At 64.1% G+C, this 25,563-nt stretch carries 24 protein-coding genes; 14 read left to right on the top strand and 10 right to left on the bottom strand.

What is annotated here, in order from left to right; all coding sequences use genetic code 11:
• Positions 1-12: 12 nt before the first annotated feature.
• On the top strand, positions 13-1,407 hold the full coding sequence (locus tag LJX93_RS06390) for a class II fumarate hydratase (RefSeq protein WP_033700713.1): 1,395 nt from the start codon (positions 13-15) through the stop codon (positions 1,405-1,407).
• Between the two features lie 37 nt (positions 1,408-1,444).
• Here LJX93_RS06390 and LJX93_RS06385 read toward each other — a convergent pair whose 3' ends face one another.
• Both LJX93_RS06385 and pap read right to left on the bottom strand, forming a co-directional pair.
• Positions 1,445-2,410 (bottom strand): DMT family transporter, encoded by a 966-nt coding sequence (locus LJX93_RS06385; RefSeq protein WP_033700714.1) that lies wholly within the window; start codon positions 2,408-2,410, stop codon positions 1,445-1,447.
• A 130-nt stretch (positions 2,411-2,540) separates the two neighbouring features.
• On the bottom strand, positions 2,541-4,034 hold the full coding sequence (pap, locus tag LJX93_RS06380) for a polyphosphate:AMP phosphotransferase (protein ID WP_047581747.1): 1,494 nt from the start codon (positions 4,032-4,034) through the stop codon (positions 2,541-2,543).
• A gap of 121 nt (positions 4,035-4,155) precedes the next feature.
• Between pap and mnmC the strand changes: the two genes are divergently transcribed.
• The 5 genes from mnmC to LJX93_RS06355 all read left to right on the top strand — a co-directional run bounded on the left by mnmC (position 4,156) and on the right by LJX93_RS06355 (position 11,480).
• Positions 4,156-6,123 carry a bifunctional tRNA (5-methylaminomethyl-2-thiouridine)(34)-methyltransferase MnmD/FAD-dependent 5-carboxymethylaminomethyl-2-thiouridine(34) oxidoreductase MnmC gene (mnmC, locus tag LJX93_RS06375; RefSeq protein ID WP_033700717.1) on the top strand — a complete coding sequence of 656 codons (1,968 nt, stop codon included), beginning with the start codon at positions 4,156-4,158 and terminating at the stop codon, positions 6,121-6,123.
• Between the two features lie 231 nt (positions 6,124-6,354).
• On the top strand, positions 6,355-8,142 hold the full coding sequence (locus LJX93_RS06370) for an N-acetylglutaminylglutamine amidotransferase (RefSeq protein ID WP_033700718.1): 1,788 nt from the start codon (positions 6,355-6,357) through the stop codon (positions 8,140-8,142).
• Between the two features lie 3 nt (positions 8,143-8,145).
• Complete coding sequence (ngg, locus tag LJX93_RS06365; protein WP_033700719.1) at positions 8,146-9,891, top strand: N-acetylglutaminylglutamine synthetase; 1,746 nt, start codon at positions 8,146-8,148, stop codon at positions 9,889-9,891.
• Positions 9,892-9,977: 86 nt separating this feature from the next.
• Positions 9,978-11,165 carry an osmoprotectant NAGGN system M42 family peptidase gene (locus LJX93_RS06360; protein ID WP_033700721.1) on the top strand — a complete coding sequence of 396 codons (1,188 nt, stop codon included), beginning with the start codon at positions 9,978-9,980 and terminating at the stop codon, positions 11,163-11,165.
• 87 nt (positions 11,166-11,252) lie between these two features.
• On the top strand, positions 11,253-11,480 hold the full coding sequence (locus tag LJX93_RS06355; protein ID WP_016501031.1) for a YheU family protein: 228 nt from the start codon (positions 11,253-11,255) through the stop codon (positions 11,478-11,480).
• A gap of 3 nt (positions 11,481-11,483) precedes the next feature.
• Here the strand turns inward: LJX93_RS06355 and csrA are convergent, their stop codons facing one another.
• Together csrA and LJX93_RS06345 are read right to left on the bottom strand one after the other, a co-directional pair.
• A complete protein-coding gene (gene csrA / locus LJX93_RS06350) occupies positions 11,484-11,672 on the bottom strand; it encodes a carbon storage regulator CsrA (protein WP_033700722.1) in 189 nt (62 codons plus the stop codon).
• 120 nt (positions 11,673-11,792) lie between these two features.
• Positions 11,793-12,602 (bottom strand): SDR family oxidoreductase, encoded by an 810-nt coding sequence (locus LJX93_RS06345; protein WP_033700723.1) that lies wholly within the window; start codon positions 12,600-12,602, stop codon positions 11,793-11,795.
• 206 nt (positions 12,603-12,808) lie between these two features.
• Between LJX93_RS06345 and LJX93_RS06340 the strand changes: the two genes are divergently transcribed.
• The gene (locus tag LJX93_RS06340; RefSeq protein WP_012271016.1) at positions 12,809-12,961 is read left to right on the top strand and encodes a DUF3309 family protein; all 153 of its coding nucleotides are present in this window, start codon (positions 12,809-12,811) and stop codon (positions 12,959-12,961) included.
• Between the two features lie 67 nt (positions 12,962-13,028).
• On the opposite strand, the gene LJX93_RS06335 is transcribed toward LJX93_RS06340, so the two are convergent.
• From LJX93_RS06335 to LJX93_RS06325, 3 genes are all read right to left on the bottom strand, one after another.
• A complete protein-coding gene (locus tag LJX93_RS06335; protein WP_033700724.1) occupies positions 13,029-14,693 on the bottom strand; it encodes a cation acetate symporter in 1,665 nt (554 codons plus the stop codon).
• Positions 14,690-15,001 (bottom strand): DUF485 domain-containing protein, encoded by a 312-nt coding sequence (locus LJX93_RS06330; RefSeq protein ID WP_033700725.1) that lies wholly within the window; start codon positions 14,999-15,001, stop codon positions 14,690-14,692. Before LJX93_RS06330 ends, LJX93_RS06335 begins: the two co-directional genes overlap by 4 nt.
• Before the next feature lie 162 nt (positions 15,002-15,163).
• Entirely contained in the window at positions 15,164-16,024 is an 861-nt protein-coding gene (locus LJX93_RS06325) for a glycine betaine ABC transporter substrate-binding protein (protein WP_033700726.1), read from the bottom strand.
• A 197-nt stretch (positions 16,025-16,221) separates the two neighbouring features.
• Here LJX93_RS06325 and LJX93_RS06320 point away from each other — a divergent pair, with 197 nt between their 5' ends.
• Complete coding sequence (locus LJX93_RS06320) at positions 16,222-17,790, top strand: beta (1-6) glucans synthase (protein ID WP_227696845.1); 1,569 nt, start codon at positions 16,222-16,224, stop codon at positions 17,788-17,790.
• Between the two features lie 13 nt (positions 17,791-17,803).
• On the opposite strand, the gene LJX93_RS06315 is transcribed toward LJX93_RS06320, so the two are convergent.
• Positions 17,804-18,166: a hypothetical protein gene (locus LJX93_RS06315; RefSeq protein WP_156310818.1), complete on the bottom strand. Its 363-nt coding sequence runs from the start codon at positions 18,164-18,166 to the stop codon at positions 17,804-17,806.
• 190 nt (positions 18,167-18,356) lie between these two features.
• Between LJX93_RS06315 and LJX93_RS06310 the strand changes: the two genes are divergently transcribed.
• Entirely contained in the window at positions 18,357-19,655 is a 1,299-nt protein-coding gene (locus LJX93_RS06310) for a serine/threonine protein kinase (RefSeq protein WP_033700729.1), read from the top strand.
• 73 nt (positions 19,656-19,728) lie between these two features.
• Entirely contained in the window at positions 19,729-20,472 is a 744-nt protein-coding gene (locus tag LJX93_RS06305) for a VacJ family lipoprotein (protein ID WP_050506139.1), read from the top strand.
• A 117-nt stretch (positions 20,473-20,589) separates the two neighbouring features.
• On the opposite strand, the gene LJX93_RS06300 is transcribed toward LJX93_RS06305, so the two are convergent.
• Together LJX93_RS06300 and LJX93_RS06295 are read right to left on the bottom strand one after the other, a co-directional pair.
• The gene (locus tag LJX93_RS06300) at positions 20,590-21,732 is read right to left on the bottom strand and encodes a patatin-like phospholipase family protein (protein WP_227696844.1); all 1,143 of its coding nucleotides are present in this window, start codon (positions 21,730-21,732) and stop codon (positions 20,590-20,592) included.
• 25 nt (positions 21,733-21,757) lie between these two features.
• Positions 21,758-22,693, bottom strand: coding sequence for a lipid A biosynthesis lauroyl acyltransferase (locus tag LJX93_RS06295; RefSeq protein WP_033700732.1), 936 nt, complete (start codon positions 22,691-22,693; stop codon positions 21,758-21,760).
• A 111-nt stretch (positions 22,694-22,804) separates the two neighbouring features.
• Here LJX93_RS06295 and minC point away from each other — a divergent pair, with 111 nt between their 5' ends.
• The 4 genes from minC (at position 22,805) to LJX93_RS06275 (ending at position 25,520) form a co-directional block, all read left to right on the top strand.
• The gene (gene minC / locus LJX93_RS06290) at positions 22,805-23,563 is read left to right on the top strand and encodes a septum site-determining protein MinC (RefSeq protein WP_033700733.1); all 759 of its coding nucleotides are present in this window, start codon (positions 22,805-22,807) and stop codon (positions 23,561-23,563) included.
• A 99-nt stretch (positions 23,564-23,662) separates the two neighbouring features.
• Positions 23,663-24,475, top strand: coding sequence for a septum site-determining protein MinD (gene minD / locus LJX93_RS06285; protein ID WP_033700734.1), 813 nt, complete (start codon positions 23,663-23,665; stop codon positions 24,473-24,475).
• 3 nt (positions 24,476-24,478) lie between these two features.
• Positions 24,479-24,733 (top strand): cell division topological specificity factor MinE, encoded by a 255-nt coding sequence (gene minE / locus LJX93_RS06280; protein WP_003252572.1) that lies wholly within the window; start codon positions 24,479-24,481, stop codon positions 24,731-24,733.
• Between the two features lie 151 nt (positions 24,734-24,884).
• On the top strand, positions 24,885-25,520 hold the full coding sequence (locus LJX93_RS06275) for an RluA family pseudouridine synthase (RefSeq protein WP_047581731.1): 636 nt from the start codon (positions 24,885-24,887) through the stop codon (positions 25,518-25,520).
• Positions 25,521-25,563: the final 43 nt, after the last annotated feature.

Below are 25,563 nucleotides of genomic sequence, written 5' to 3'. Positions count from 1 at the left end.
AGTGAGCGCAGAATGAGCCGTATCGAGACAGACAGCCTGGGCCCGGTCGAAGTTCCTGAGGACGCCTACTGGGGTGCGCAGACCCAGCGTTCGCTGATCAACTTCGCCATTGGCAAAGAACGCATGCCCCTCGCGGTGCTGCACGCCCTGGCGCTGATCAAGAAGGCTGCAGCACGGGTCAACGATCGCAACGGTGACCTGCCGGCCGAAATCGCCCGGCTGATCGAGCAAGCCGCCGACGAAGTGCTCGACGGCCAGCATGACGATCAGTTCCCGCTGGTGGTCTGGCAGACCGGCAGCGGCACCCAGAGCAACATGAACGTCAACGAAGTCATCGCCGGCCGTGCCAACGAACTGGCCGGCAAGGGCCGCGGCGGCAAGACGCCGGTGCACCCCAACGACCACGTCAACCGCTCGCAGAGTTCCAACGACTGCTTCCCCACGGCCATGCACATTGCCGCAGCCCAGGCGGTGCATGAACAGCTGCTGCCGGCGATCGCCGAGCTGTCGGCAGGGCTGGCCGAGCTGTCGGCGCGCCACCAGAAGCTGGTCAAGACCGGCCGCACGCACATGATGGACGCCACGCCGATCACCTTCGGCCAGGAGGTTTCCGCCTTCGTCGCCCAGCTCGACTATGCCCAGCGCGCCATCCGCGCCACCCTGCCCCCGGTCTGTGAGCTGGCCCAGGGCGGCACGGCCGTGGGAACAGGCCTGAACGCGCCACACGGCTTCGCCGAAGCCATCGCCGCAGAGCTGGCCGCGCTGTCCGGCTTGCCGTTCGTCACCGCGCCCAACAAGTTTGCGGCGCTGGCCGGCCATGAACCGCTGACCAGCCTGGCCGGGGCCTTGAAGACCCTGGCCGTGGCATTGATGAAAATCGCCAACGACCTGCGCCTGCTCGGCTCCGGCCCACGTGCGGGGCTTGCCGAAGTGCGCCTGCCAGCCAACGAACCGGGCAGCTCGATCATGCCTGGCAAGGTCAACCCGACCCAGTGCGAGGCGCTGTCGATGCTGGCCTGCCAGGTGCTGGGCAACGACGCGGCGATCGGTTTTGCCGCCAGCCAGGGCCACTTGCAGCTGAACGTGTTCAAACCGGTGATCATCCACAACCTGCTGCAGTCGGTGGAACTGCTGGCCGACGGTTGCCGCAACTTCCAGCAACACTGCGTGGCCGGCATCGAGCCCGACGCCGAGCAGATGGCGGCGCACCTGGAGCGCGGTTTGATGCTGGTGACGGCGCTGAACCCGCATATCGGCTATGACAAGGCAGCGGAGATTGCCAAGAAGGCGTATGGCGAGGGCAAGACCTTGCGCGAGGCGGCACTGGAGTTGAAGTACCTGACCAATGAGCAGTTCGATCAGTGGGTGCGGCCGGAGAACATGCTGGCACCGGGCGGCAAGGGCTGATTCAGCGGCTGCCGCTACTGGCCCTTAGCGGCGCAGGTTATAGATGCACCTGCGCCAGGCGGGCCTTTCTCGCCCGCCAGCCAGCGACCAACGAAGGCCCCAGCGCCACCAACGCCGACCCCAGCACCACCGTCACCGCACCCAGATACCCCAGGGCATTGATGTCCTCGGCATGCACATACGCCGGCCACATCCAGGCCGCAATAGCCACTGCCACAAAAGTCACCAGCGGCGTCAACGCCAACGTCGCACTCACCCGCGAAGCCTCCCAATGCGCCAGGGCTTCGGCGAAGGCACCATAAGCCACCAGGGTATTCAGGCAGCAGGCCAGCAGCAGCCAGCCCTGCAGCGGCGACAGTTGCAACGCTTCCAGCGGATGCACCCAAGGCGTGAGCAGCGCGGCGCAACACAGGTAGATCACCATCATCACCTGCTGTGAGTGCCATACCGTCAGCAGCTGCTTCTGGCTCAGGGCGTAAAACACCCAGATGCTGGTCGCCAGCAAAATGGTCAACACGCCTGTGGTGTATGCGCCGAGCGAGGTCAGCAGTTCTTCCAGGCGCTGATTGAAGAACAGGCCGAACCCCCCGATCAGAATCAGCAGGCCCACCCCCTGCCCCAGGCTGAACCGCTCCTTGAACACGAACACGCTGGCCACCAGCAACAGTACCGGGCCGACCTGTACAACCAGTTGTGCGGTGCCAGGGCTGAGCAGCTTGAGGCCGATCAGGTACAGCACGTAGTTGCCCATCAGGCCGAGCACGGCCACAGCCACCAGCCCTTTGCCCTTGCGCCCGAGCTTGCCGAACGCTGGCAGCCGGCGATTGGCCCCCAGCCAGGCGAACAACAGCCCACCGGAAACCAGCAGGCGGTACCAGGTGACGGTGACCGGGTCCATCACCAGCAGCACCTGCTTGAGCTTGATCGGCAGGATGCCCCACAGCAGCGCGGTCAGAAGTGCCAGGAACAGGCCATAGACCCTGCGTCCGGAAGTGGTGTGCATAAAGCCCTCGTTCAAGCCCGTGGTGGGGGTGGTTGGATTCTACGGGCTTGACGGGCGGCAGCGGGGCAAACAGCCGTGAAAAGAATTCATCAGGTCATTCCGCCGCGGCATGGCTGAACCCCCACTGGGGCTATTTTTTGTCTTTGGCAAATGCCGCTTCCAGCGCCTCATTGATAGTGCGCAATACCTTCACCCGTGCCCAGCGTTTGTCGTTGGCTTCGACTAGCGTCCACGGTGCGATCTCACTGCTGGTGCGGTCTACCATGTCGCCCACCGCCTCGGTATACAGGTCCCACTTCTCGCGGTTGCGCCAGTCGTCCTCGGTGATCTTGTAGCGCTTGAACGGTATCTGCTCGCGTTCCTCGAAGCGCTCCAGCTGGGTCTGCTGGTCGATCGCCAGCCAGAACTTGACCACCACCACGCCCGCATTCACCAACTGCTCTTCGAAATCATTGATCTCGCTGTAGGCGCGCATCCAGTCGGCCGGGGTGCAGAAACCCTCGACCCGCTCCACCAGCACCCGGCCATACCAGGACCGGTCGAAGATGGTGAACTTGCCCCGCGCCGGTATCTGCCGCCAGAACCGCCACAGGTACGGCTGCGCCCGCTCGTCTTCGCTGGGCGCGGCAATCGGCACGATACGGTACTGGCGTGGGTCCAGCGCGGCTGCCACCCGGCGGATCGCGCCGCCCTTGCCGGCCGCATCGTTACCTTCGAACACCGCCACCAAGGCATGCCGGCGCATGTGTTTGTGGCGCAGCAGGCCGGCCAGGCGCGCCTGCTCGGTCACCAGTTGCTCCTGGTAATCCTGCTTGTCCAGGCGCAGGGTCATGTCCAGGGCGCCGATCAGGCTGCGCTGGTCGATGCTGCGGCCCAACGGCGCGACGTTGCCGTGGTGCTTGCCCTTGGGGTTGTTGGCCAGTGCGGCTTGCAGGCTCTCCAGTAAAATGCGCCCCACCGCCAGGCTGCGATAGTAAGGGTCGACCCCCTCGACCACGTGCCAGGGCGCGTAGTCACGGCTGGTACGGCGCAGTACGCGCTCGCCAAACCGCACGAAGCGGTCGTAGGTCTCGGACTGCTGCCAGTCCAGCGGGCTGATCCGCCAGCTGTGCAGTGGATCGTCCTTGAGCGCCTTGAGGCGGGCTTTCATCTGTTTCTTGGAGAGGTGGAACCAGAACTTGATGATCAGCGCGCCTTCGTCGCACAGCATCTGTTCCAGCCGTTCGGCGCCAGTGATGGCCTGGTCGAGTACCGCGTCCTTGAATACCCCGTGCACACGCCCCTGAAGCATCTGGCTGTACCAGTTGCCAAAGAACACCCCCATCCGCCCCTTCGGTGGCAGCGCCCGCCAGTAGCGCCAAGCCGGTGGCCGGGCCAGTTCCTCGTCGGTCTGCTGGTCGAAGGTGAGCACATCGATCATGCGCGGGTCCATCCACTCGTTGAGCAGCTTGACCGTCTCGCCCTTGCCAGCCCCTTCGATGCCGTTGATCAGCACAATCACCGGGAACCGCGCCTGCTGCTTGAGCTCGTACTGGGCTTCGAGCAGCGCTTCGCGCAGGGCAGGCACTTCGGCGTCGTAGGTTTCCTTGTCGATGCTGTGACCGATTTCGGCGGATTCGAACATGCAGTGGCTCCTTCAATGGATAAACAAGACTAGCGGATTTGTGCTGTGGCTGTGCCGCTGCAACCTGCGCAAAGAGCGTAGATGGCATAAAATCCCGGCATCCGCTGCAACCGAGCCCACCATGTCCACCCTCCTCCAGCATGCCCAGATCGACTGGGACGACCAGGGCCGCCCCCATTCGCGGCAGTACGACGACGTGTACTTCGCGGTCAACGAAGGCATCGAAGAAACCAAACATGTCTTCCTCGGCCAGACGCGCCTGGGCGAACGCTTCGCCGACCTGGCGCCGCACGCCTGCCTGGTGATCGGCGAAACCGGGTTTGGCACCGGCATGAATTTTTTCTGCGCCTGGCAGTTGTTTGACGAACACGCCCATGCCGACGCCCGCCTGCATTTCGTCAGTGTCGAAAAGTACCCGCTCGGCCACGCCGACATGGCCAGGGCAGTACGCCTGTGGCCAGAGCTGGCTGCTTTTACCGAGCCATTGCTTGAGCAGTACGTGGCGGTGCACCCGGGGTTCCAGCAGTTCACCTTCGACAACGGTCGGGTCACCCTGACGCTGTTGATCGGTGATGTGCTCGAACAACTGCCGCAGCTCGATGCACACATCGATGTGTGGTTCCTCGATGGCTTCGCCCCCGCCAAGAACCCCGACATGTGGACCCCTGAACTGTTCGCGCAACTCGCGCGGCTGTCACACGCGGGCACCGTACTGGGCACTTTCACCACCACTGGCTGGGTGCGGCGCAGCCTGGTCGAAGCCGGCTTCGCCATGAAGAAAGTGCCGGGGATCGGCAAGAAGTGGGAGGTGATGAGCGGCGCCTACACTGGGCCGACAGCCACCCGTCAGTACGTGCCCTGGTATGGCCGCCCGCACAGTGTCGAAGGGCCGCGCGAAGCCTTGGTGATCGGGGCCGGGCTGGCGGGCAGTGCCACTGCCGCCAGCCTGGCCAGGCGTGGCTGGCAGGTTACGGTACTGGAACGTCACGACGCCCCCGCCCGGGAAGCGTCCGGCAACCCGCAAGGGGTGCTGTACCTCAAGCTGTCCGCCCATGGCACCGCCCTTTCGCAGATGATCCTGGCCGGTTTCGGCTATACCAGGCGCCAGCTCGAAAGCCTGCAGCGTGGCCGCGATTGGGATGCCTGTGGGGTGCTGCAACTGGCGTTCGACAACAAGGAAGCCGAACGCCAGGGCAAGCTGGCCGCAGCCTTCGACCCTGACCTGTTGCGCGCGCTGGGCCGTGAAGAAGCCGAGGCGCTTGCCGGGGTGGCCCTGCCGGCAGGCGGCCTGTTCTACCCGGAAGGCGGCTGGGTACACCCGCCGGCCCTGTGCCTGGCGCAGTTGCAGCACCCCGGGGTTCGGCTGCTGGTGCACCATGAGGCGGTCGCGCTGCGCAAGGTCGATGACCTGTGGCAGGCCTGGGATGGCGAGCGCCTGCTGGCCAGCGCCCCCCTGGTGGTGCTGGCAGGTGCCGCCGATGTACGGCGTTTCGAGCCCTGCGCACAGTTGCCGCTCAAGCGCATCCGCGGGCAGATCACCCGCCTGCCTGCGACCGACGGCAGCCGTGCCCTGCGCACGGTGGTGTGCGCAGACGGCTATGTAGCGCCCCCTCGGGAGGGCGAACATACGCTGGGCGCCAGCTTCGACTTCCACAGTGAAGACTTGGCGCCGACCGTTGCCGAACATACAGGCAACCTGGCATTGCTGGATGAGATCTCCACCGACCTGGCACAGCGACTGGGTATTGCCTCGCTCGACGCCGAGCAGTTGCAGGGCCGTGCAGCGTTCAGGTGCACCAGCCCCGATTACCTGCCGATCGTCGGGCCGATGGCCGACCCGCTGGTGTTCGCCGAAACCTTTGCCGTGCTGGCCAGGGATGCGCGGCAGGTGCCGGAAGTGGACTGCCCCTGGCTCGACGGGCTGTATGTGAACAGTGGGCACGGGTCACGGGGGTTGATCACGGCGCCGCTGTCGGGCGAATTGATTGCTGCATGGGTGTGTGGCGAGCCCTTGCCGGTGCCTCGTGCAGTGGCTGAAGCGTGCCATCCGAACCGGTTTGCGTTGCGCAGGTTGATTCGCGGTAAGTGAAAGGGTTGGGGCATGGCTGGAGATCAGTTGCGCCTGTGAGATCGAGCGCCGCCCGCGCGGCGCTTCGCGGGGCAAGCCCGCTCCCACAGGCGCAACACCCCCCAAGCCAAACCCCCAGCACCCCACCCATATAACAGATTGATCTAAAACTCCTGCAAACCTCCCCGGTCAGTTCCTTAAGGCGCCTGCTTCCGGGCGCCGCCTCCCCAACGGAAAAACCGGTAAGGACTTATGTGCGGATTAGCAGGAGAGTTACGTTTTACCCCCATCGACCAAGCCCCACGCCCGGCCGACTTGGCCGCTGTGGAGCGCATCACTCACCACTTGGCGCCTCGCGGCCCGGACGCCTGGGGCTTTCATAGCCAAGGCCCGATCGCCCTCGGCCACCGCCGGCTGAAAATCATGGATTTGTCCGACGGCTCGGCGCAGCCGATGGTCGACAATACCCTGGGCCTGTCGCTGGCCTTCAACGGTGCCATCTACAACTTCCCCGAGCTGCGCCAGGAGCTGCAGGACCTGGGCTACACCTTCTGGTCCGACGGCGACACCGAAGTGCTGCTCAAGGGCTACCACGCCTGGGGCGCAGCCCTGCTGCCCAAGCTCAACGGCATGTTTGCCCTGGCCATCTGGGAGCGTGACAACCAACGCCTGTTCCTGGCCCGCGACCGCCTCGGCGTCAAACCCCTCTACCTGTCGCGCAACGGCGAGCGCCTGCGTTTCGCCTCGACGCTGCCTGCACTGCTGAAGGGCGGCGACATCGACCCGGTCATCGACCCGGTGGCGCTCAACCACTACCTCAACTTCCACGCCGTGGTACCGGCGCCGCGCACCTTGCTGGCCAATGTACAAAAGCTCGAGCCGGGCACCTGGATGCGCGTCGACCGTCACGGCGAAGTCGAACGCCAGACCTGGTGGCAACTGCAATACGGCGCCCACCCCGACGAGCGTGAGCTCGACCTGGAAGGCTGGACCACCCGCGTGCTCGACGCCACGCGTGATGCCGTGGCGATCCGCCAGCGCGCTGCGGTGGATGTTGGGGTGCTGCTGTCCGGCGGTGTCGACTCCAGCTTGCTGGTCGGCCTGCTGCGCGAGGCCGGCGTAGACGACCTGTCGACCTTCTCCATCGGCTTCGAAGATGCCGGCGGCGAACGCGGCGACGAGTTCCAGTATTCCGACCTGATCGCCCGCCACTACGGCACCCGCCACCACCAGTTGCGCATCGCCGAACACGAGATCATCGACCAGTTGCCGGCCGCGTTCCGCGCCATGAGCGAGCCGATGGTCAGCCATGACTGCATCGCCTTCTACCTGCTGTCGCGCGAAGTGGCCAAGCACTGCAAGGGCGTGCAAAGCGGCCAGGGCGCGGACGAGCTGTTCGCCGGTTACCATTGGTACCCACAAGTCGACGGCGCAGAGGATGCCTTCGGCGCCTACCGCGACGCATTCTTTGACCGCAGCCACGCCGAGTACCGTGACACCGTGCAAGCGCCCTGGCTGCTGGAAAGCGACGCCGCAGGCGATTTTGTCCGCGAACACTTCGCCCGCCCCGGCGCCCGCGACCCGGTAGACAAGGCCCTGCGCCTGGACAGCACGGTGATGCTGGTCGATGACCCGGTCAAACGGGTCGACAACATGACCATGGCCTGGGGCCTGGAAGCCCGTACGCCGTTCCTCGACTACCGCCTGGTGGAGCTGTCGGCACGCATCCCGGCGCGCTTCAAGCTGCCCGATGGCGGCAAGCAGGTGCTCAAACAGGCCGCCCGACGGGTGATCCCGCATGAAGTGATCGACCGCAAGAAGGGTTACTTCCCGGTCCCTGGCCTCAAGCACCTGGAAGGCGCAACGCTGGGTTGGGTGCGCGAGCTGCTGACCGACCCCAGCCAGGACCGTGGGCTGTTCAACCCGGCCATGATCGACCGCTTGCTGAGCAACCCGCACGGCCAGTTGACCCCTTTGCGTGGCTCCAAGCTGTGGCAGCTGGCAGCGCTCAACCTGTGGCTGAGCGAACAAGGAATCTGATCGATGAAAGCCCACGAAATCGCCTACGGCCAGCGCCTGCTGCGCGGCCAGGCACCGTCCTACGAGCGCTTGCAGGCGCGCCTGGCCGGCGATGGCAGCGAGCCCCACGACCAGCCACGTGCCTTGCACTGCGGCTGGGGCCGGCTACTGATCGGTCACACCTACCCGGACCCGGCCAGCTTGGCCGAGGCGCTGCAGGCAGAGCGCCCCGGCGAGCGCGACATCGCCCTGTACGTGGCGGCGCCGCAGCAGCTGCTGGCCCAGGCGCCACAACAGCTGTTTCTCGACCCGTCCGACACCCTGCGCCTGTGGTTCACCGATTACCGCCAGGCGCAACGGGTGTTCCGCGGCTTTCGCATCCGCCGGGCACAGAGTGACGCCGACTGGCAGGCGATCAACGGCCTGTACCAGGCCCGTGGCATGCTGCCGGTGCAGCCCGAACTGCTGACCCCACGCCACCTCGGCGGGCCGGTGTATTGGCTGGCCGAAGACGAAGACACCCACGCGGTTATCGGCAGCGTCATGGGCCTGAACCACAGCAAGGCCTTTGACGACCCTGAGCACGGCAGCAGCCTGTGGTGCCTGGCCGTCGACCCGCACTGCACCCGCCCTGGCGTGGGTGAGGTGCTGGTGCGCCACCTGATCGAGCACTTCATGAGCCGAGGCCTGGCCTACCTGGACCTGTCGGTGCTGCATGACAACCGCCAGGCCAAGCGCCTGTACGACAAGCTCGGCTTTCGCAACCTGCCGACCTTCGCGGTCAAGCGCAAGAACGGCATCAACCAGCAATTGTTCCTCGGCCCAGGCCCTGAAACCGGGCTCAACCCCTATGCGCGGATCATCGTCGACGAGGCCTATCGGCGTGGCATCGAGGTGCAGGTGGACGATGCCGCAGGCGGGCTGTTCACCCTCAGCCTCGGCGGGCGCCGGGTGCGTTGCCGCGAATCGCTGAGCGACCTGACCAGCGCGGTTAGCATGACCCTCTGCCAGGACAAACGGCTGACCCAGCAGACCCTGCACAACGCCGGCCTGCACGTGCCGGTGCAGCAACTGGCCGGCAATGCCGACGACAACCTGGCGTTTCTCGACGAGCACGGCGCTGTGGTGGTCAAGCCGGTGGATGGCGAACAAGGCCAGGGCGTGGCGGTCAACCTGACCACCTATGACGACGTCAGCCAGGCCATCGAACATGCCCGGCGTTTCGACAGTCGCGTGCTGCTGGAAAGCTTCCACCCCGGCCAGGACCTGCGCATCCTGGTAATCGGTCACGAAGTGGTAGCGGCCGCCATTCGCCACCCGGCCCAGGTAATAGGTGACGGCAAGCACAGCATCAAGGCGCTGATCGAAGTCCAGAGCCGCCGCCGGCAAGCCGCGACCAGTGGCGAAAGCCGCATACCGCTGGACGATGAGACCGAACGCACCGTACGTGCCGCCGGCCTCGACTATGGCAGCGTGCTGCCTGCCGGCCAGCGCCTGGCCGTGCGCCGTACCGCCAACCTGCACACCGGCGGCACGCTGGAGGACGTGACCGAGCGCTTGCACCCGGTGCTGGCGGATGCCGCCGTGCGGGCTGCACGGGCGCTGGATATTCCAGTGGTGGGCATGGACCTGATGGTGCGTGATGCCGAACACCCGGATTACGTGATCATCGAAGCCAACGAGCGGGCCGGGTTGGCCAACCATGAACCGCAGCCAACAGCCGAGCGCTTTGTCGACCTGCTGTTCCCGCATAGCCGGGCGTTGGCGTGAATCAATGACGGCCTCTTCGCGGGGCAAGCACGCGCCCACAGGTTATCGCTGCGGTGAGCCTGCGAAAAGGCCGGTAAGGAGTGCATATGTCTGAACATCACCACCCCGAACCCGATCTGGACTACCTCAAACGCGTCCTGCTGGAGATGCTCGCCATCCCCAGCCCCACCGGCTTCACCGACACCATCGTGCGCTACGTAGCCGAACGCCTGGACGAACTGGGCATCCCCTTCGAGCTGACCCGCCGGGGCACCATCCGCGCCACCCTCAAAGGCCGGCAAAGCTCGCCCGACCGGGCCGTGTCCGCCCACCTGGACACCATCGGTGCCAGCGTGCGGCAGGTGCAGGATAACGGCCGCCTGGCCCTGGCCCCGGTTGGCTGCTGGTCGAGCCGTTTTGCCGAGGGCAGCCGGGTCAGTGTGTTCACCGACACTGGCGTGTTCCGCGGCAGCGTGTTGCCGCTGATGGCCAGCGGGCATGCCTTCAACACCGCCATCGACCAGATGCCCGTGAGCTGGGACCACGTCGAAGTGCGCCTGGACGCCTATTGCGCCACCCGCGCCGACTGTGAAGCCCTGGGGGTATCGATTGGCGACTTCGTGGCGTTCGACCCCTTGCCCGAGTTCACCGACAGCGGCCACATCAGTGCCCGTCACCTGGACGACAAGGCCGGGGTAGCCGCCTTGCTGGCGGCGCTCAAGGCGGTGGTGGAAAGTGGCCAGCAGCCGCTGATCGACTGCCACCCGCTGTTCACCATCACCGAAGAAACCGGCTCTGGCGCGGCAGGCGCCCTGCCCTGGGACGTCAGCGAATTCGTCGGTATCGACATTGCCCCGGTAGCGCCAGGGCAGGCCTCCAGCGAGCATGCGGTGAGCGTGGCCATGCAGGACTCTTCAGGGCCTTACGACTACCACCTGTCCCGCCACCTGCTGAAACTGGCGGGCGACCATGAGCTGCCGGTCAGGCGTGACCTGTTCCGCTACTACTTCAGCGATGCCCACTCGGCGGTAACGGCAGGGCATGACATCCGTACCGCGCTGGTGGCGTTCGGTTGCGATGCCACCCACGGTTATGAGCGCACCCACATCGACAGCCTGGCGGCGCTCAGCCGGTTGTTGTCAGCGTACCTGTTGAGCCCACCGGTATTCGCCAGCGACTCGCAGCCGGCCAATGCCTCGCTCGAACGCTTCAGCCACCAGCTGGAGCACGATGCGCAGATGGAGAGCGATACCCGGGTGCCGGCGGTGGACAGCCTGGTTGGTAATAAAGGCTGAGCCCCTGGGGCCGCACAGCGGCCCCAAACCCTCGAACTTTTCGCGTAGCATGCCCACACACTTAATTCCCCAGAATCGCCCCTGCCCATGCTGATCCCCTACGACCAACTGCAAGCCGAAACCCTGACCCTGCTGATCGAGGACTTCGTCACCCGCGATGGCACCGACAATGGCGACGATACCCCCCTGGAAACCCGCGTGCTGCGCGTGCGCCAGGCGTTGGCCAAGGGCCAGGCGTTCATCCTGTTCGACCCGGAAAGCCAGCAATGCCAGTTACTGGCCAAACACGATGTGCCACGCGAACTGCTGGACTGACCTTCAGGCAATACGAGCCTTGCGCGCCTCACCCTCCTTGATGCGCTTGTACACTTCAGCGCGGTGCACTGGCACCTCGCGCGGCGCACTGATCCCGAAACGCACCATCCCGTCTCGCGTCTCCACCACCATGATGCGGATGTCATCGCCGATAGTGATGACCTCGCCCACTTCGCGCCCTATTACCAGCATGATCCGATCCTCCTGCGACAGGGAAAACCGGAGCCTGCCTCGGGTACAGATGGCTACACAATGGCTCCGGGGCAATTCAGAACAGACCTACATTCATAGGTAAAACCCCCTACAGACAGATCATCGCGCCGGGGCTTTGGCGCGCATTTTCACCGCCACTTCGGCCATCTCGTCATACAGTCGCGCGGGCGCCTCGCACTTGAGCTGCCAGGCTTGACGTCCGGCCTCGTGCGGCAGGATCAGGAACTCGCCGGCGGCGACTTGCCGGTGGATATACGCGGCAATATCGACCGCGCTGATCGGTGAGCCTTCCAGCAATTTGCCGACCTGGGCTTTCATGGCCGGGTTCGGGCCACGGAACGAATCGAGCAGGTTGGTCTGGAAGAACGACGGGCACACCACGTGCACCGCCACCTGCAACTGGCGCAACTCGACCAGTAGGCTCTCCGACAACGCCAGCACGCCAGCCTTGGCCACGTTGTAGTTGCTCATGCCCGGGCCCTGCATCAGCGCGGCCATCGAGGCGATGTTGATGATTCGGCCCTTGCTGCGCTCCAGCAACGGCAGGAATGCCTTGCAGCCCTTGACCACGCCCATCAGGTTGACCGCGATCTGCCAGTCCCAGTCCTCCAGCGACAGCTCCGCGAAAAAGCCGCCCGAGGCGACGCCGGCATTGTTGACGATCACATCGATGCCGCCAAAGCGCTCTTCGCACGCCTGGGCCAGGGCGGTGAGCTGGCTGTAGTCGCGCACATCACAGCGCTGCACGAAGCCCTCGCCACCGGCCTCACGGGCCAGCTCCAGTGTTTCGCGCAGGCCTGCCTCATTGACGTCGGCCAACGCCAGGCGCCAGCCCTCGTGTGCCCAGCGCAGGGCGATCTCGCGACCCAGGCCGGACCCGGCGCCGGTAATCATGATGCGGTTTTGCATGGTGGCAGGCCTTGTTCTGATGGGTTGTCAGGCGAGTCTAATCAAGGCATTGGCATCAGGCAGGATCCATCAGGGTAGTGAATGGGCGGGCATGACCAAGCGGTCAGTACCGAGCAAATGGAATCTTTCACAAGCGGCACCGGTCCGAATTAACAAGAGGCCAGCAGTCCGAGGCCCTTGACCCCTAACCACGCAAGGACTCCGCCATGACCACGATCCTCATCATCATCCTGATCCTGCTGCTGATCGGTGGCTTACCCGTCTTCCCACACTCACGCAGCTGGGGCTACGGCCCATCCGGCATCGTCGGCGTAGTGCTGGTGATTCTGCTGGTGCTGTTGTTGTTAGGCATGATCTAGCCGGCCATGAATGAAAAAACCGCGATACGGGCATCACCCGTATCGCGGTTTTTTATGACCTCAACGATCAGTGCGAGACAGCACCGGAAGCGCCCAGGCCAGTCTGCGAACGCACGAACTGCGGGAAGAACAGCGCACGTTCGTTTTCAGCTGCCTTGGACTTGTCGGTGACCGAGAAGAACCAGATACCAACGAAGGCAATCAGCATCGAGAACAGCGCCGGGTACTCGTACGGGTAGATCGCCTTCTCGTGGCCGAGGATCTGCACCCAGATGGTCGGGCCAAGCACCATCAGGCCCACTGCACTCACCAGGCCCAGCCAGCCACCGATCATGGCGCCGCGGGTGGTCAGTTTCTTCCAGTACATCGAAAGCAGCAGTACCGGGAAGTTGCAGCTGGCGGCAATCGAGAACGCCAGGCCGACCATGAAGGCGATGTTCTGCTTCTCGAACAGGATACCCAGGCCGATCGCCAGCACGCCCAAGGCGATGGTGGTGATCTTCGACACGCGGATCTCGTCCTTGTCGTTGGCCTTGCCCTTGCGCCATACGCTGGCGTACAGGTCATGGGACACCGCCGAGGCACCGGCCAGGGTCAGGCCCGCTACCACCGCCAGGATGGTGGCAAAGGCCACCGCCGAGATGAAGCCGAGGAACACGCTGCCACCCACGGCATTGGCCAGGTGCACCGCTGCCATGTTGTTGCCACCCAGCAGGGCGCCTGCGGCGTCCTTGAAGTCCGGGTTGGTGCTGACCAGCAAGATCGCGCCGAAGCCGATGATGAAGGTGAGGATGTAGAAGTAGCCGATGAAGCCTGTGGCGTAGAGCACGCTCTTGCGCGCTTCCTTGGCGTCGCTGACGGTGAAGAAGCGCATCAGGATATGCGGCAGGCCGGCGGTACCGAACATCAGCGCAAGGCCCAGGGAGAACGCCGAGATCGGGTCCTTGACCAGGCCGCCAGGGCTCATGATCGCCTCACCTTTGGCGTGCACCTTGATCGCTTCGGAGAACAGGGTGTTGAAGTCGAAGTTGACGTGCTTCATCACCATCAGCGCCATGAAGCTGGCACCGGACAGCAGCAGCACGGCCTTGATGATCTGTACCCAGGTGGTGGCCAGCATGCCGCCGAACAGTACGTACAGGCACATCAGGATGCCAACCAGGATCACCGCCACGTGGTAGTCGAGGCCGAACAGCAGCTCGATCAGCTTGCCGGCGCCGACCATCTGCGCGATCAGGTAGAACGCCACCACCACCAGCGAGCCGGAGGCCGACAAGGTACGGATTTCCTTCTGCCCGAGGCGGTACGAGGCCACGTCGGCGAAGGTGTACTTGCCCAGGTTGCGCAGGCGTTCGGCGATCAGGAAGAGGATGATCGGCCAGCCGACCAGGAAGCCGATCGAGTAGATCAGGCCGTCGTAGCCAGAAGTGAACACCAAGGCAGAAATACCCAGGAACGAGGCCGCCGACATGTAGTCACCGGCAATCGCCAGGCCGTTCTGGAAACCGGTGATCTTGCCACCGGCAGCATAGTAGTCCGCCGCCGACTTGTTGCGCTTGGAGGCCCAGTAGGTGATGCCAAGGGTAAAGGCGACGAAGGCCACGAACATGGCGATCGCGGAAACGTTCAGCGGCTGTTTCTGCACCTCGCCGGTCAGGGCATCGGCGGCCCACACGGCGGGTGCGAAAACGCCGCAGGCCAGAACGGCCAGGGCTTTGGCGTGGCGAATCATTGTTGCGCCTCCTTCAGGATAGCCTTGTTCAGCTCATCGAACTCGCCGTTGGCGCGGCGTACGTAGATGGCGGTCAGCACGAATGCCGAAAGGATCAGGCCGACGCCCAGGGGAATGCCCCAGGTAATCGACGACTCAGGGCTGAGCTTGGCGCCCAGAATCTGAGGACCATAGGCGATCAGGAGGATGAAGGCGCAGTAGAGTCCGAGCATGATCGCCGAGAGAATCCAGGCGAACCGTTCGCGTTTGGTGACCAGCTCCTTGAAGCGCGGGCTGTTTTGTATCGAGAGGTAAATGCTGTCGTTCATTGTTTTTGTCCTAGCAGCACAGATCAGGGAGAACCCACCTTCACTTTATGCTGCCGTTGGACGCCAACCAGACGACCTTAGTCTTAGATGCAACAGTGTTTTGCGATATGTGTAACAAAGCTTGGGGCCGCTGCGCAGCCCCAAGATCAACAATCCTAGCGCTTACTTACCGGTCCACTCCTTGACCCGATCCGGGTGCTTGGCCACCCAATCCTTGGCTGCCGCTTCAGGCTTGGCACCTTCCTGAATCGCCAGCATCACCTCGCCGATCTCGTCCTTGGACTGCCAGCTGAACTTCTTGAGGAACTCGGCCACTTCCGGCGCCTTGGTCGCCAGTTCTTTGCTACCGATGCTATTGACGGTTTCAGCAGCGCCATAAACACCCTTCGGGTCTTCCAGGAACTTGAGCTTCCACTTGGCGAACATCCAGTGCGGCACCCAACCGGTCACTGCAATCGACTGCTGCTTGGAGTAGGCACGGCCCAGTTCAGCCGTCATCGCGGCGCCAGAGCTTGCCTGCAGCTTGTAACCCGTCAGGTCGTAGTCCTTGATGGCTTGGTCGGTCTTGATCATCACGCCGGAGCCGGCGTCGATGCCGACAATCTTCTGCTTGAAGCTTTCGTCGGTCTTGAGGTCGGCGATACTCTTCGCCTTCACGTACTCAGGGACGATCAGGCCGATCTTGGCATCCTTGAAGTTGGCACCGTAGTCGACCACGTTGTCCTTGTTCTTGGCCCAGTACTCGCCGTGGGTCACCGGCAGCCAGGCCGACAACATCGCATCGAGCTTGCCGGTCGCCACGCCCTGCCACATGATGCCAGTGGCCACGGCCTGCAACTTCACGTCGTAGCCAAGTTGCTGCTTGATCACTACGGCGGCAACGTTGGTGGTCGCCACGCTGTCGGCCCAACCATCCACGTAACCGATGCTTACTTCTTTAGCCATTGCCTGCGCAGCGCTCATGGCCAATACCAGGGCGGTGCCCGCCCCCAGGAAACGTCGCACTGTCTTCAAAGTCGCCATCAAAGCATCCCCTCGTCAGGTCTCGGAGATTGCATCATCTTCCTGCAACAAAGAGCAACCTGCTCCGTGTACGACATCCAACCGCCCCATATGCGACAGCACTATGCCATTAGCGCCATTGACTCACGCCAGCCTGCGCGATCCTTGCATGCCAAAGGTTTGGCGCCGGGCTACTATCTACCCTTTTGCGCCTGACGATGGACCGCCCGATGCCCAGCCCTACCCGCCTGCACCTGCCGCTCTACCTGTTTGCCTGCCTGCTTGCCCTGATCGGGCTGGGGGCGCTCTGGTACGGGCTTGGCAAGCCGGTACAGCTGCCCGATGCGGCCAGCCCCACGCATAAACTGCAGTGTGCTTCGTACACACCGTTCGACAAGGATCAGTCGCCCTTCGACCAGCCGTTTCGCCTTCGTCCGGCGCGCATGGACGCCGACCTGGCCTTGCTGGCCGAGCGTTTCCAGTGCATCCGCACGTACTCGATGACCGGCCTGGAGGCAATCCCGCTGCTGGCGCGCAAACATGGCCTGAAAGTGATGCTCGGCGCCTGGGTCAACGCCAACCCGGTGGACACCGAAAAGGAAGTGGACCTGCTGATCGCCACGGCCAACGCCTACCCTGACGTGGTCAGCGCGGTGATCGTCGGCAACGAGGCGCTGCTGCGCAAGGAGGTCACCGGCCCGCGCCTGGCCGAGTTGATCGCCAAAGTGAAGCGCCAGGTCACGGTACCGGTGACCTATGCCGATGTCTGGGAATTCTGGCTGCAGCATCCGCAGGTGGCCCCTGCCGTGGACTTTCTGACCATTCACCTGCTGCCCTACTGGGAAGACGACCCGCGCGGCATCGACGATGCCCTGGCCCATGTCGCCGAGGTGCGCCGTGTATTCGGCACGCGCTTTGCGCCCAAGGGCATCCTGATCGGCGAGACCGGCTGGCCCAGTGAAGGCCGCCAGCGCGAAACCGCAGTGCCCAGCCGGGTCAACGAGGCGCGCTTCATCCGCGGCTTCGTCAGCCTGGCCGAACAGCATGGCTGGCAGTACAACCTGATCGAGGCCTTCGACCAACCGTGGAAGCGTGCCAGCGAAGGCGCCGTGGGCGGCTATTGGGGGCTTTACGATGCCGACCGGCAGGACAAGGGCGTGCTCGAAGGGCCGGTCAGCAACCTGCCCTACTGGCCGCAGTGGCTGGCGGCCAGTACGGCGTTGATGCTGGCCGTGCTGCTGCTGGCCGGGCGCCCCGCGACAACCGCTGGGGCCGTGCTGTTGCCGTTGTTGGCAGCGTTTGGCGCGGGTTGCCTGGGGTTGTGGGGCGAGCTGATGCGCAGCCATGCGCGCTTTGCCGGGGAATGGCTGTGGGCCGCGCTGCTGGTGGGGCTCAACCTGCTGGTGCTGGCCCATGCGGCATTGGCGTTGGTGCGTGCTGAAGGGTGGCGTGCGCGCCTGTTCGCCTGGTTCGAGGCCCGTGCGGGCTGGCTGTTGCTCGCCGCAGGCTTTGCGGCGGCGGTGAGCATGCTGGCGCTGGTATTCGACCCGCGTTATCGCAGTTTCCCCAGCGCTGCATTGGCATTGCCGGCGGTGGTTTACCTGCTGCGGCCGGTGCTGGCGCGGCGGGCCGAGGCCGCGTTGCTGGCGTTTATCGTAGGGGCGGGGGTGGCGCCGCAGTTGTACCTCGAAGGCCTGCAGAACCAGCAGGCCTGGGGCTGGGCGGTAGTGAGCGTGCTGATGACAGCGGCCTTGTGGCGCAGTTTGCGACTGCGCAGGGCCGAGTGACCACAACGCCCCGTCAGCGGGGTTGCCGCACCAGCCGCAACCCCGCCAGCACCACGGCAAACACCGCAATGCTCGCGGTATACAGCACCAGCGCCGGGATCGCGAACACCAGCGCAGCGCCTGCCAGCCACCTGCCGGCCCGCCCGGCGACCACCTGCGCGATCAGCGCCAGGCCGAGCCCACTCCAGGCGATTACCTGAAAATGGATGCCCATCCCCAGCAGCGAACGCACCTGGCACTGCCAGAACGCACCGGGCGCGGCACACAGCCCCACCCACTGCGCATCTTCCATCAGCCCATAACGTACGCCATAGCTGGCGGCCAGCCACAACGGCAGGAACAGCAGCAGGGCAACGATCGGCAACGACCGAGACATCCAGTTCTCCAATAGCAGTAATCGAAATCGTGCATGATCGCCCAAGCCCTGTTGTAAGGCAAAATCACCATCCTGCAGCTATGTTGCAGATAACGAGCACACCAAAGGCCACCGCACTTGGCAACTTTGCCCATGCCGCCGTGGTCCTAGCCTGCACATTGCACCACCTTGCGTCTTTTTGGGGGATTACATGCTTCGAACTTTGCGCCTCGCTGCCTTGCTCGGCGGCCTGCTCATGGCTGCGGCCGCTTCGGCGCGGGACATCGACGCCGCGAGCTATGGCTACCCCTTGACCAACCCGTTCGAGGCAACCATCGCCACCACGCCGCCCGAGCAACGCCCGACCTTGCCCAGCGACGATGAAATCGACCAGGCCGACTACAGCCTCAACCTGCGCCCCGAGCGTGAATTCACCTTGCCCGACAACTTCTGGTCGGTGAAAAAACTCAAGTACCGCCTGGCCCGTCAAGACCGCGAAGCACCGCTGATCTTCGTCATCGCCGGTACCGGTGCGCCCTATTCGAGCAGCATCAACGAATACCTGAAAAAACTGTTCTACCAGGCCGGCTTCCACGTGGTGCAACTGTCCTCGCCCACCAGCTACGACTTCATGAGTGCGGCCTCGCGCTTCGCCACCCCCGGTATCAGCCAGGAAGACGCCGAAGACATGTACCGTGTCATGCAGGCCGTGCGGGCCCAGCATCCGCGCCTGCCGGTCAGCGACTTCTACCTCACCGGCTACAGCCTCGGTGCCCTGGACGCGGCGTTCGTCAGCCACCTGGACGAAACCCGGCGCAGCTTCAACTTCAAGCGCGTGCTGCTGCTCAACCCGCCGGTCAACCTGTACACCTCGATCAACAACCTCGACAAACTGGTGCAGACCCAGGTCAAGGGCATCGACCGCAGCACCACCTTCTACGAACTGATGCTGACCAAGCTGACCCGTTACTTCCAGGACAAAGGCTACATCGACCTCAACGAGGCCCTGCTATACGACTTCCAGCAGTCACGCCAGCACCTGTCCAACGAGCAGATGGCGATGCTGATCGGCACTTCGTTCCGTTTTTCGGCAGCGGACATCGCCTTTACCTCCGACCTGATCAACCGCCGCGGCCTGATCATTCCGCCGAAGTTTCCGATCACCGAGGGCAGTAGCCTTACGCCGTTCTTCAAACGTGCCCTGCAGTGCGATTTCGACTGCTACATGACCGAGCAGGTGATCCCCATGTGGCGCGCCCGCACCGACGGCAACAGCATCCTGCAGCTGGTCAACCAGGTCAGCCTGTACGCGCTGGAAGACTACTTGCGCGACAGCCCGAAGATTGCCGTGATGCACAACGCCGACGACGTCATCCTCGGCCCCGGCGATATCGGCTTCTTGCGCAAGGTGTTCGGCGACCGCCTGACCCTTTACCCCCATGGCGGCCATTGCGGCAACCTCAACTACCGCGTCAACAGCGACGCCATGCTGGAGTTCTTCCGTGGTTAACAAACTCCTCTTCGCCACTGCCCTGCTTGTCGCCGGCAACGCCCTGGCCGCAGAGACGGCACCGCGGGCCAGCGTGATCGAGGCCGACCCGCAGATTACCGGCGCCTCGCTGGCACCTGAATCCGATGGTTTTATCGACCCGCTGCGCGAGCTCAAATTCAACCCCGGGCTCGACCAGCGCGAGTTCGAGCGCTCCACGCTGGAGGCGCTGAACGTCTACGACCCGCTGGAGTCGATGAACCGGCGCATCTATCACTTCAACTATCGCCTCGACCAATGGGTGCTGCTGCCGGTAGTGAGCGGCTATCAATACGTCACCCCGCGCTTCGTGCGCACCGGGGTGAGCAACTTCTTCAACAACCTGGGCGATGTGCCGAACCTGTTCAACAGCGTGCTGCAACTCAAGGCCAAGCGTTCGGCCGAAATTACCGCACGGCTGATGTTCAACACCCTGATCGGGGTGGGTGGGCTGTGGGACCCGGCGACCAAGATGGGCTTGCCCCGCCAGAGTGAAGACTTCGGCCAGACGCTGGGCTTTTATGGCGTGCCGGACGGGCCGTTCCTGATGCTGCCGGTGCTGGGCCCTTCGAACCTGCGCGATACCACCGGGCTGGTGGTGGACTATGCCGGCGAGCAGGCGGTGAATTACCTGAACGTGGCCGAGGCCAGCACCGACCACCCGGAAATCTTTGCCCTGCGCGTGGTGGACAAGCGTTACACCACCAACTTCCGCTATGGGCAGCTCAACTCGCCGTTCGAGTATGAGAAGGTTCGGTATGTGTATACCCAGGCGCGCAAGTTGCAAATTGCCGAGTAAGTAGTTGTCGGCCCCTTCGCGGGGCAAGCCCGCTCCCACAGGATCTTCACTCCCTTGGGGTTGTATCCAAACCTGTGGAAGCGGGCTTGCCCCGCGAAGAGGCCAGCACTGCCTCCATCAAATCCCCAGAAACTGCTCCAGCTCCCGCCGCTTGACCAAGGCATCGCGCCGCCCCAGCTCGATCAGCTCACTGCAGTAACTGGCCTCGAACAGCAGGTAGCTCAACACCCCCGCACCGCTGGTACGCGTCGCCCCCGGCCCACGCAGGAACAGCCGCAACGGCGCTGGCAGTTCACGCCGGTGGCGTGCCGCGATTTCGTCCAGCGGCTGGCTGGGCGCTACCACCAGGACCTCCACCGGCGCCAGCCCCAGGCGCCGTGCATCGAGGTGGGCAGGCAGCAGGTGGCTCAGGTGATTGAGGCGCTGGAGCAGTTCGATGTCGTCTTCCAGGCTGTCGATGAAGGTGCTGTTGAGCATGTGCCCGCCAATCTGCGCCAGGCTCGGTTGCTGCCCCCTGAACACGCGCTGGGTAGGCAGCGGCGGCGACGGCCGCTGCGGGTTGCCGCTGACCCCGACCACCAGCACCCGGCTGGCCCCCAAGTGCAAGGCCGGGCTGATTGGCGCCGACTGACGAACCGCGCCATCACCGTAATACTCATCCCCCAGCCTGACCGGCGCGAACAACAGCGGGATCGCCGCACTGGCTAGCAGGTGATCGATGCTCAACGCTGTCGGTACGCCGATACGCCGGTGGCGCAACCAGGCATCAATGGTGCCCCGCCCTTGGTAGAAGGTCACCGCCTGGCCGGACTCGTAGCCGAATGCAGTCACCGCGACGGCGCGTAGCTGTTCGCTGGCCAGGGCATGGCCGATGCCGTCCAGGTTCAGCTGCGCCTGCAACAGGGCACGCAGTGGGCTGCTGTCGAGCAGCGCCACCGGCGTCTGGCCGCCCAGGCCCAGCAGGCTGTGGCCGACGAAGCGGCTGGCCTGGCGGACCACCCCCGGCCAGTCGCTGCGCAGCACCCGGTGGCTGCGCAAGTTCTGCCAGAACGCGGTGAGGTTTTGCACGGTGTCGGTAAAGCGGGTGGCGCCGCTGGCCAGGGTGACCGCATTGATGGCGCCGGCCGAAGTGCCGACGATGACCGGGAAGGGATTGGGCGCGCCGGGTGGCAGCAGTTCGGCGATGCCGGCCAGTACGCCGACCTGATAGGCGGCGCGGGCGCCGCCGCCTGAGAGGATCAGGCCGGTGGTTGGGGACATCGATGCCTCACTGACCGCTCAACGATCAACGCTTTTTCTTGTCGTACAGCCGGGGCGCCCCTTCGGGCCGTGACTTGAAGCGCCGGTGCGCCCACAGGTACTGCTCGGGGCACTCGCGCAATACACCTTCGATCCACTGGTTGATGCGCAGGCAGTCCGCCTCTTCGCTTTCCCCAGGGAAATCTGCCAGAGGCGGGTGAATCACCAAACGATAGCCGCTGCCGTCTTCGAGGCGCTTCTGGGTAAACGGGATGACCTGCGCCTTGCCCAAACGGGCGAACTTGGTCGTGGCGGTCACGGTCGCTGCCGGGATGCCGAACAGCGGCACGAACAGGCTCTGCTTGGCACCGTAGTCCTGGTCTGGCGCGTACCAGATCGCCCGGCCGGAACGCAGCAGCTTGAGCATGCCGCGCACATCCTCACGCTCCACCGCCAGCGAGTCGAGGTTATGCCGCTCACGGCCGCTGCGCTGGATGAAGTCGAACAGCGGGTTACCGTGCTCACGGTACATGCCATCGATGGTGTGTTGCTGGCCCAACAGCGCGGCGCCGATTTCCAGGGTGGTGAAATGCACGGCCATCAGAATCGCGCCCTGCCCTGCCTGCTGGGCTGCCTGCAGGTGCTCGAGGCCTTCGATATGGGCCAGGCGCGCAAGCCTGGCCTTGGGCCACCACCAACTCATGGCCATTTCGAAGAAGGCGATACCGGTAGAGGCGAAATTGGCCTTCAACAAACGCTGCCGTTCGTCGACAGACAGCTCCGGGAAGCACAGCTCCAGGTTGCGCGCGGCAATGCGTCGACGCTCACCGGCCACCCGGTACATCAGCGCGCCCAGGGCGCTTCCGAGCCACAGCAAGGCCCGGTACGGCAACTGGACCACCAGCCACAGCAGGCCCAGGCCCAGCCACAGGCCCCAGAATCGTGGGTGGAGGAAATAGGGACGAAAACGCGGGCGTTCCATTGAAGCTTCCGGAAAGACAAAGGCCGCGCATTCTACAACGGATCAGCGCATGTTGCGGGCAACGGGTGTTCTCGTTATAAGTCAGGGCACTTTTTTCGCAACAAGCCGTCTATGCAGACCATGAGCCTAAACCAGACCCCCGACACCGCCTCCGTGTTCCAGCTCAAGGGCAGCATGCTCGCCATCACAGTGCTGGAACTGGCGCGCAATGACCTTGAAGCCCTTGACCGCCAACTGGCGGCCAAAGTCGCCCAGGCGCCCAACTTCTTCAGCAACACGCCGCTGGTGCTGGCGCTGGACAAACTGCCGGCCAGCGAAGGCGCGATCGACCTGCCCGGCCTGATGCGTATCTGCCGCCATCATGGCCTGCGTACCCTGGCGATCCGCGCCAACCGCATCGAAGACATCGCCGCAGCGATCGCCATCGACCTGCCGGTACTGCCGCCGTCCGGTGCCCGCGAGCGGCCGCTGGAGCCAGAGCCTGAGGTGAAGCAGCCCGAGCCAGCCCCGGCGCCTGCGCCTGCGGTCGAGCCACAGGTGCGCCCGACGCGCATCATCACTGCGCCCGTGCGTGGCGGCCAGCAGATCTACGCTCAGGGTGGCGACCTGGTGGTGACCGGTTCGGTCAGCCCGGGTGCGGAACTTCTGGCCGATGGCAACATCCATGTGTACGGCGCCATGCGCGGGCGCGCCCTGGCGGGCATCAAGGGCAACACCAAAGCGCGCATCTTCTGCCAGCAGATGACTGCGGAAATGGTCTCGATCGCTGGCCAGTACAAGGTCTGCGAAGACCTGCGCCGCGACCCGCTGTGGGGCTCCGGCGTGCAAGTCAGCCTGTCCGGTGACGTGTTGAACATCACCCGTCTTTAACGGATACTTGCCGTCATTTTTAGAGCAACTTTTTTACCTGTTGCCGTTTTTTGCATATTGCTGGGACACCTGTCCCAACTTATTTAGGGGTGAAACACCTTGGCCAAGATTCTCGTCGTTACTTCCGGCAAGGGGGGTGTGGGCAAGACCACCACCAGCGCCGCCATCGGCACCGGCCTCGCACTGCGCGGCCACAAGACGGTCATCGTCGACTTCGACGTCGGCCTGCGTAACCTCGACCTGATCATGGGCTGCGAGCGCCGCGTGGTGTATGACTTCGTCAACGTGGTCAACGGCGAAGCCAACCTGCAGCAGGCCCTGATCAAGGACAAGCGCCTCGAGAATCTGTACGTGCTGGCCGCCAGCCAGACCCGTGACAAGGACGCGCTGACCCAGGAAGGCGTCGAGAAAGTGCTGATGGAGCTCAAGAAAGACTTCGAGTACGTCATCTGCGACTCCCCGGCCGGTATCGAAAAAGGTGCGCACCTGGCGATGTATTTCGCCGACGAAGCCATTGTCGTGACCAACCCTGAGGTTTCCTCGGTACGTGACTCGGACCGCATGCTGGGCATTCTGTCGAGCAAGTCGCGCCGCTCCGAGAACGGCGAAGAGCCGATCAAGGAACACCTGCTGATCACCCGCTACCACCCCGAGCGCGTCGAAAAAGGCGAAATGCTGAGCATCGACGACGTTACCGACATCCTGGCGATCAAACTCAAGGGCGTGATCCCCGAGTCCCAGGCAGTGCTCAAGGCTTCCAACCAGGGCATTCCGGTCATCCTCGACGACCAGAGCGATGCCGGCCAGGCCTATAGCGACACCGTCGACCGCTTGCTGGGCAAAGAAAAGCCCCTGCGGTTCATCGAAGTGCCGAAGCAAGGATTCTTCGCGCGCCTGTTTGGAGGCAAGTAAACCATGAACCTTTTTGACTTCTTTCGTGGCAGACAGAAACAGACCAGCGCGTCGGTGGCGAAAGAGCGTCTACAGATCATCGTGGCGCATGAGCGCGGCCAACGCAGCGAACCGGACTACCTGCCGGCCCTGCAGAAAGAACTGCTCGAAGTGATCCGCAAGTATGTGAACATCGGCAACGATGATGTGCACATCGAGCTGGAGAACCAGGGCAGCTGCTCGATTCTGGAGCTGAACATTACCCTGCCGGATCGCTGATCTGGCTGAAAGCTGGGGCTGCTTTGCAACCCATTCGCGGCACAAGGCCGCTCCTACAAGGGCTCCCGTTCCCCTGTAGGAGCGGCCTTGTGCCGCGAATGGGCCGCAAAGCGGCCCCGCTTTTTTCCCCTGATTCAACCGAGACCACGCAATGCCGCTGTCAAACGTCCAGATCCTCCACGAAGACGCCGCCATCCTGGTGGTCAACAAGCCAACCCTGCTGCTGTCGGTACCCGGCCGTGCCGATGACAACAAGGACTGCCTGATCACCCGCCTGCAGCAAAACGGCTACCCCGATGCGCTGATCGTGCACCGTCTGGACTGGGAAACCTCCGGCATCATCCTGCTGGCCCGCGATGCCGACAGCCACCGCGAGCTGTCGCGCCAGTTTCACGACCGCGAGACCGAGAAGGCCTATACCGCCCTGTGCTGGGGCCAGCCGGCGCTGGACAGCGGCAGCATCGACCTGCCCCTGCGCTACGACCCGCCGACCAAGCCTCGGCATGTGGTGGACCACGAGCAGGGCAAGCATGCCCTGACCTTCTGGCGCATCCTGGAACGCTGCGGCGATTACTGCCGGGTCGAGCTGACCCCGATTACCGGGCGTTCGCACCAGTTGCGCGTGCACATGCTGTCGATCGGCCACCCGCTGCTGGGCGACCGCTTGTACGCCAACCCTGCGGCCCTGGCAGCGCATGAGCGCTTGTGCCTGCATGCCGCGATGTTGAGCTTTACCCACCCGGTTTCCGGGGAACGGTTGAAGTTCGAGTGCCCGGCACCCTTCTGATGACCTTCGCGGGCTTGCCCGCGACTGGCCCGACACAATTTGT

Origin of the sequence: Pseudomonas sp. HN2-3 (assembly GCF_020691745.1) — a bacterium.
Classification (GTDB): domain Bacteria; phylum Pseudomonadota; class Gammaproteobacteria; order Pseudomonadales; family Pseudomonadaceae; genus Aquipseudomonas; species Aquipseudomonas capeferrum.
The sequence above is the reverse complement of the archived record's forward strand: the minus strand, read 5'-3'. Positions and strand labels throughout refer to the sequence as shown.

Bases quoted from the DNA above. Each gene is read 5' to 3' on its own strand.
- LJX93_RS06360 (WP_033700721.1), top strand. From the start codon at position 9,978: ATGTCTGAACATCACCACCCCGAACCCGATCTGGACTACCTCAAACGC.
- LJX93_RS06330 (WP_033700725.1), bottom strand. From the start codon at position 15,001: ATGAACGACAGCATTTACCTCTCGATACAAAACAGCCCGCGCTTCAAG.
- LJX93_RS06295 (WP_033700732.1), bottom strand. From the start codon at position 22,693: ATGGAACGCCCGCGTTTTCGTCCCTATTTCCTCCACCCACGATTCTGG.
- LJX93_RS06335 (WP_033700724.1), bottom strand. From the start codon at position 14,693: ATGATTCGCCACGCCAAAGCCCTGGCCGTTCTGGCCTGCGGCGTTTTC.
- LJX93_RS06300 (WP_227696844.1), bottom strand. From the start codon at position 21,732: ATGTCCCCAACCACCGGCCTGATCCTCTCAGGCGGCGGCGCCCGCGCC.
- LJX93_RS06310 (WP_033700729.1), top strand. From the start codon at position 18,357: ATGCTTCGAACTTTGCGCCTCGCTGCCTTGCTCGGCGGCCTGCTCATG.
- pap (WP_047581747.1), bottom strand. From the start codon at position 4,034: ATGTTCGAATCCGCCGAAATCGGTCACAGCATCGACAAGGAAACCTAC.
- LJX93_RS06390 (WP_033700713.1), top strand. From the start codon at position 13: ATGAGCCGTATCGAGACAGACAGCCTGGGCCCGGTCGAAGTTCCTGAG.
- mnmC (WP_033700717.1), top strand. From the start codon at position 4,156: ATGTCCACCCTCCTCCAGCATGCCCAGATCGACTGGGACGACCAGGGC.
- LJX93_RS06275 (WP_047581731.1), top strand. From the start codon at position 24,885: ATGCCGCTGTCAAACGTCCAGATCCTCCACGAAGACGCCGCCATCCTG.
- LJX93_RS06370 (WP_033700718.1), top strand. From the start codon at position 6,355: ATGTGCGGATTAGCAGGAGAGTTACGTTTTACCCCCATCGACCAAGCC.
- csrA (WP_033700722.1), bottom strand. From the start codon at position 11,672: ATGCTGGTAATAGGGCGCGAAGTGGGCGAGGTCATCACTATCGGCGAT.
- ngg (WP_033700719.1), top strand. From the start codon at position 8,146: ATGAAAGCCCACGAAATCGCCTACGGCCAGCGCCTGCTGCGCGGCCAG.
- LJX93_RS06345 (WP_033700723.1), bottom strand. From the start codon at position 12,602: ATGCAAAACCGCATCATGATTACCGGCGCCGGGTCCGGCCTGGGTCGC.
- LJX93_RS06325 (WP_033700726.1), bottom strand. From the start codon at position 16,024: ATGGCGACTTTGAAGACAGTGCGACGTTTCCTGGGGGCGGGCACCGCC.
- LJX93_RS06385 (WP_033700714.1), bottom strand. From the start codon at position 2,410: ATGCACACCACTTCCGGACGCAGGGTCTATGGCCTGTTCCTGGCACTT.
- minC (WP_033700733.1), top strand. From the start codon at position 22,805: ATGCAGACCATGAGCCTAAACCAGACCCCCGACACCGCCTCCGTGTTC.
- LJX93_RS06315 (WP_156310818.1), bottom strand. From the start codon at position 18,166: ATGTCTCGGTCGTTGCCGATCGTTGCCCTGCTGCTGTTCCTGCCGTTG.
- LJX93_RS06320 (WP_227696845.1), top strand. From the start codon at position 16,222: ATGGACCGCCCGATGCCCAGCCCTACCCGCCTGCACCTGCCGCTCTAC.
- LJX93_RS06340 (WP_012271016.1), top strand. From the start codon at position 12,809: ATGACCACGATCCTCATCATCATCCTGATCCTGCTGCTGATCGGTGGC.
- LJX93_RS06355 (WP_016501031.1), top strand. From the start codon at position 11,253: ATGCTGATCCCCTACGACCAACTGCAAGCCGAAACCCTGACCCTGCTG.
- minE (WP_003252572.1), top strand. From the start codon at position 24,479: ATGAACCTTTTTGACTTCTTTCGTGGCAGACAGAAACAGACCAGCGCG.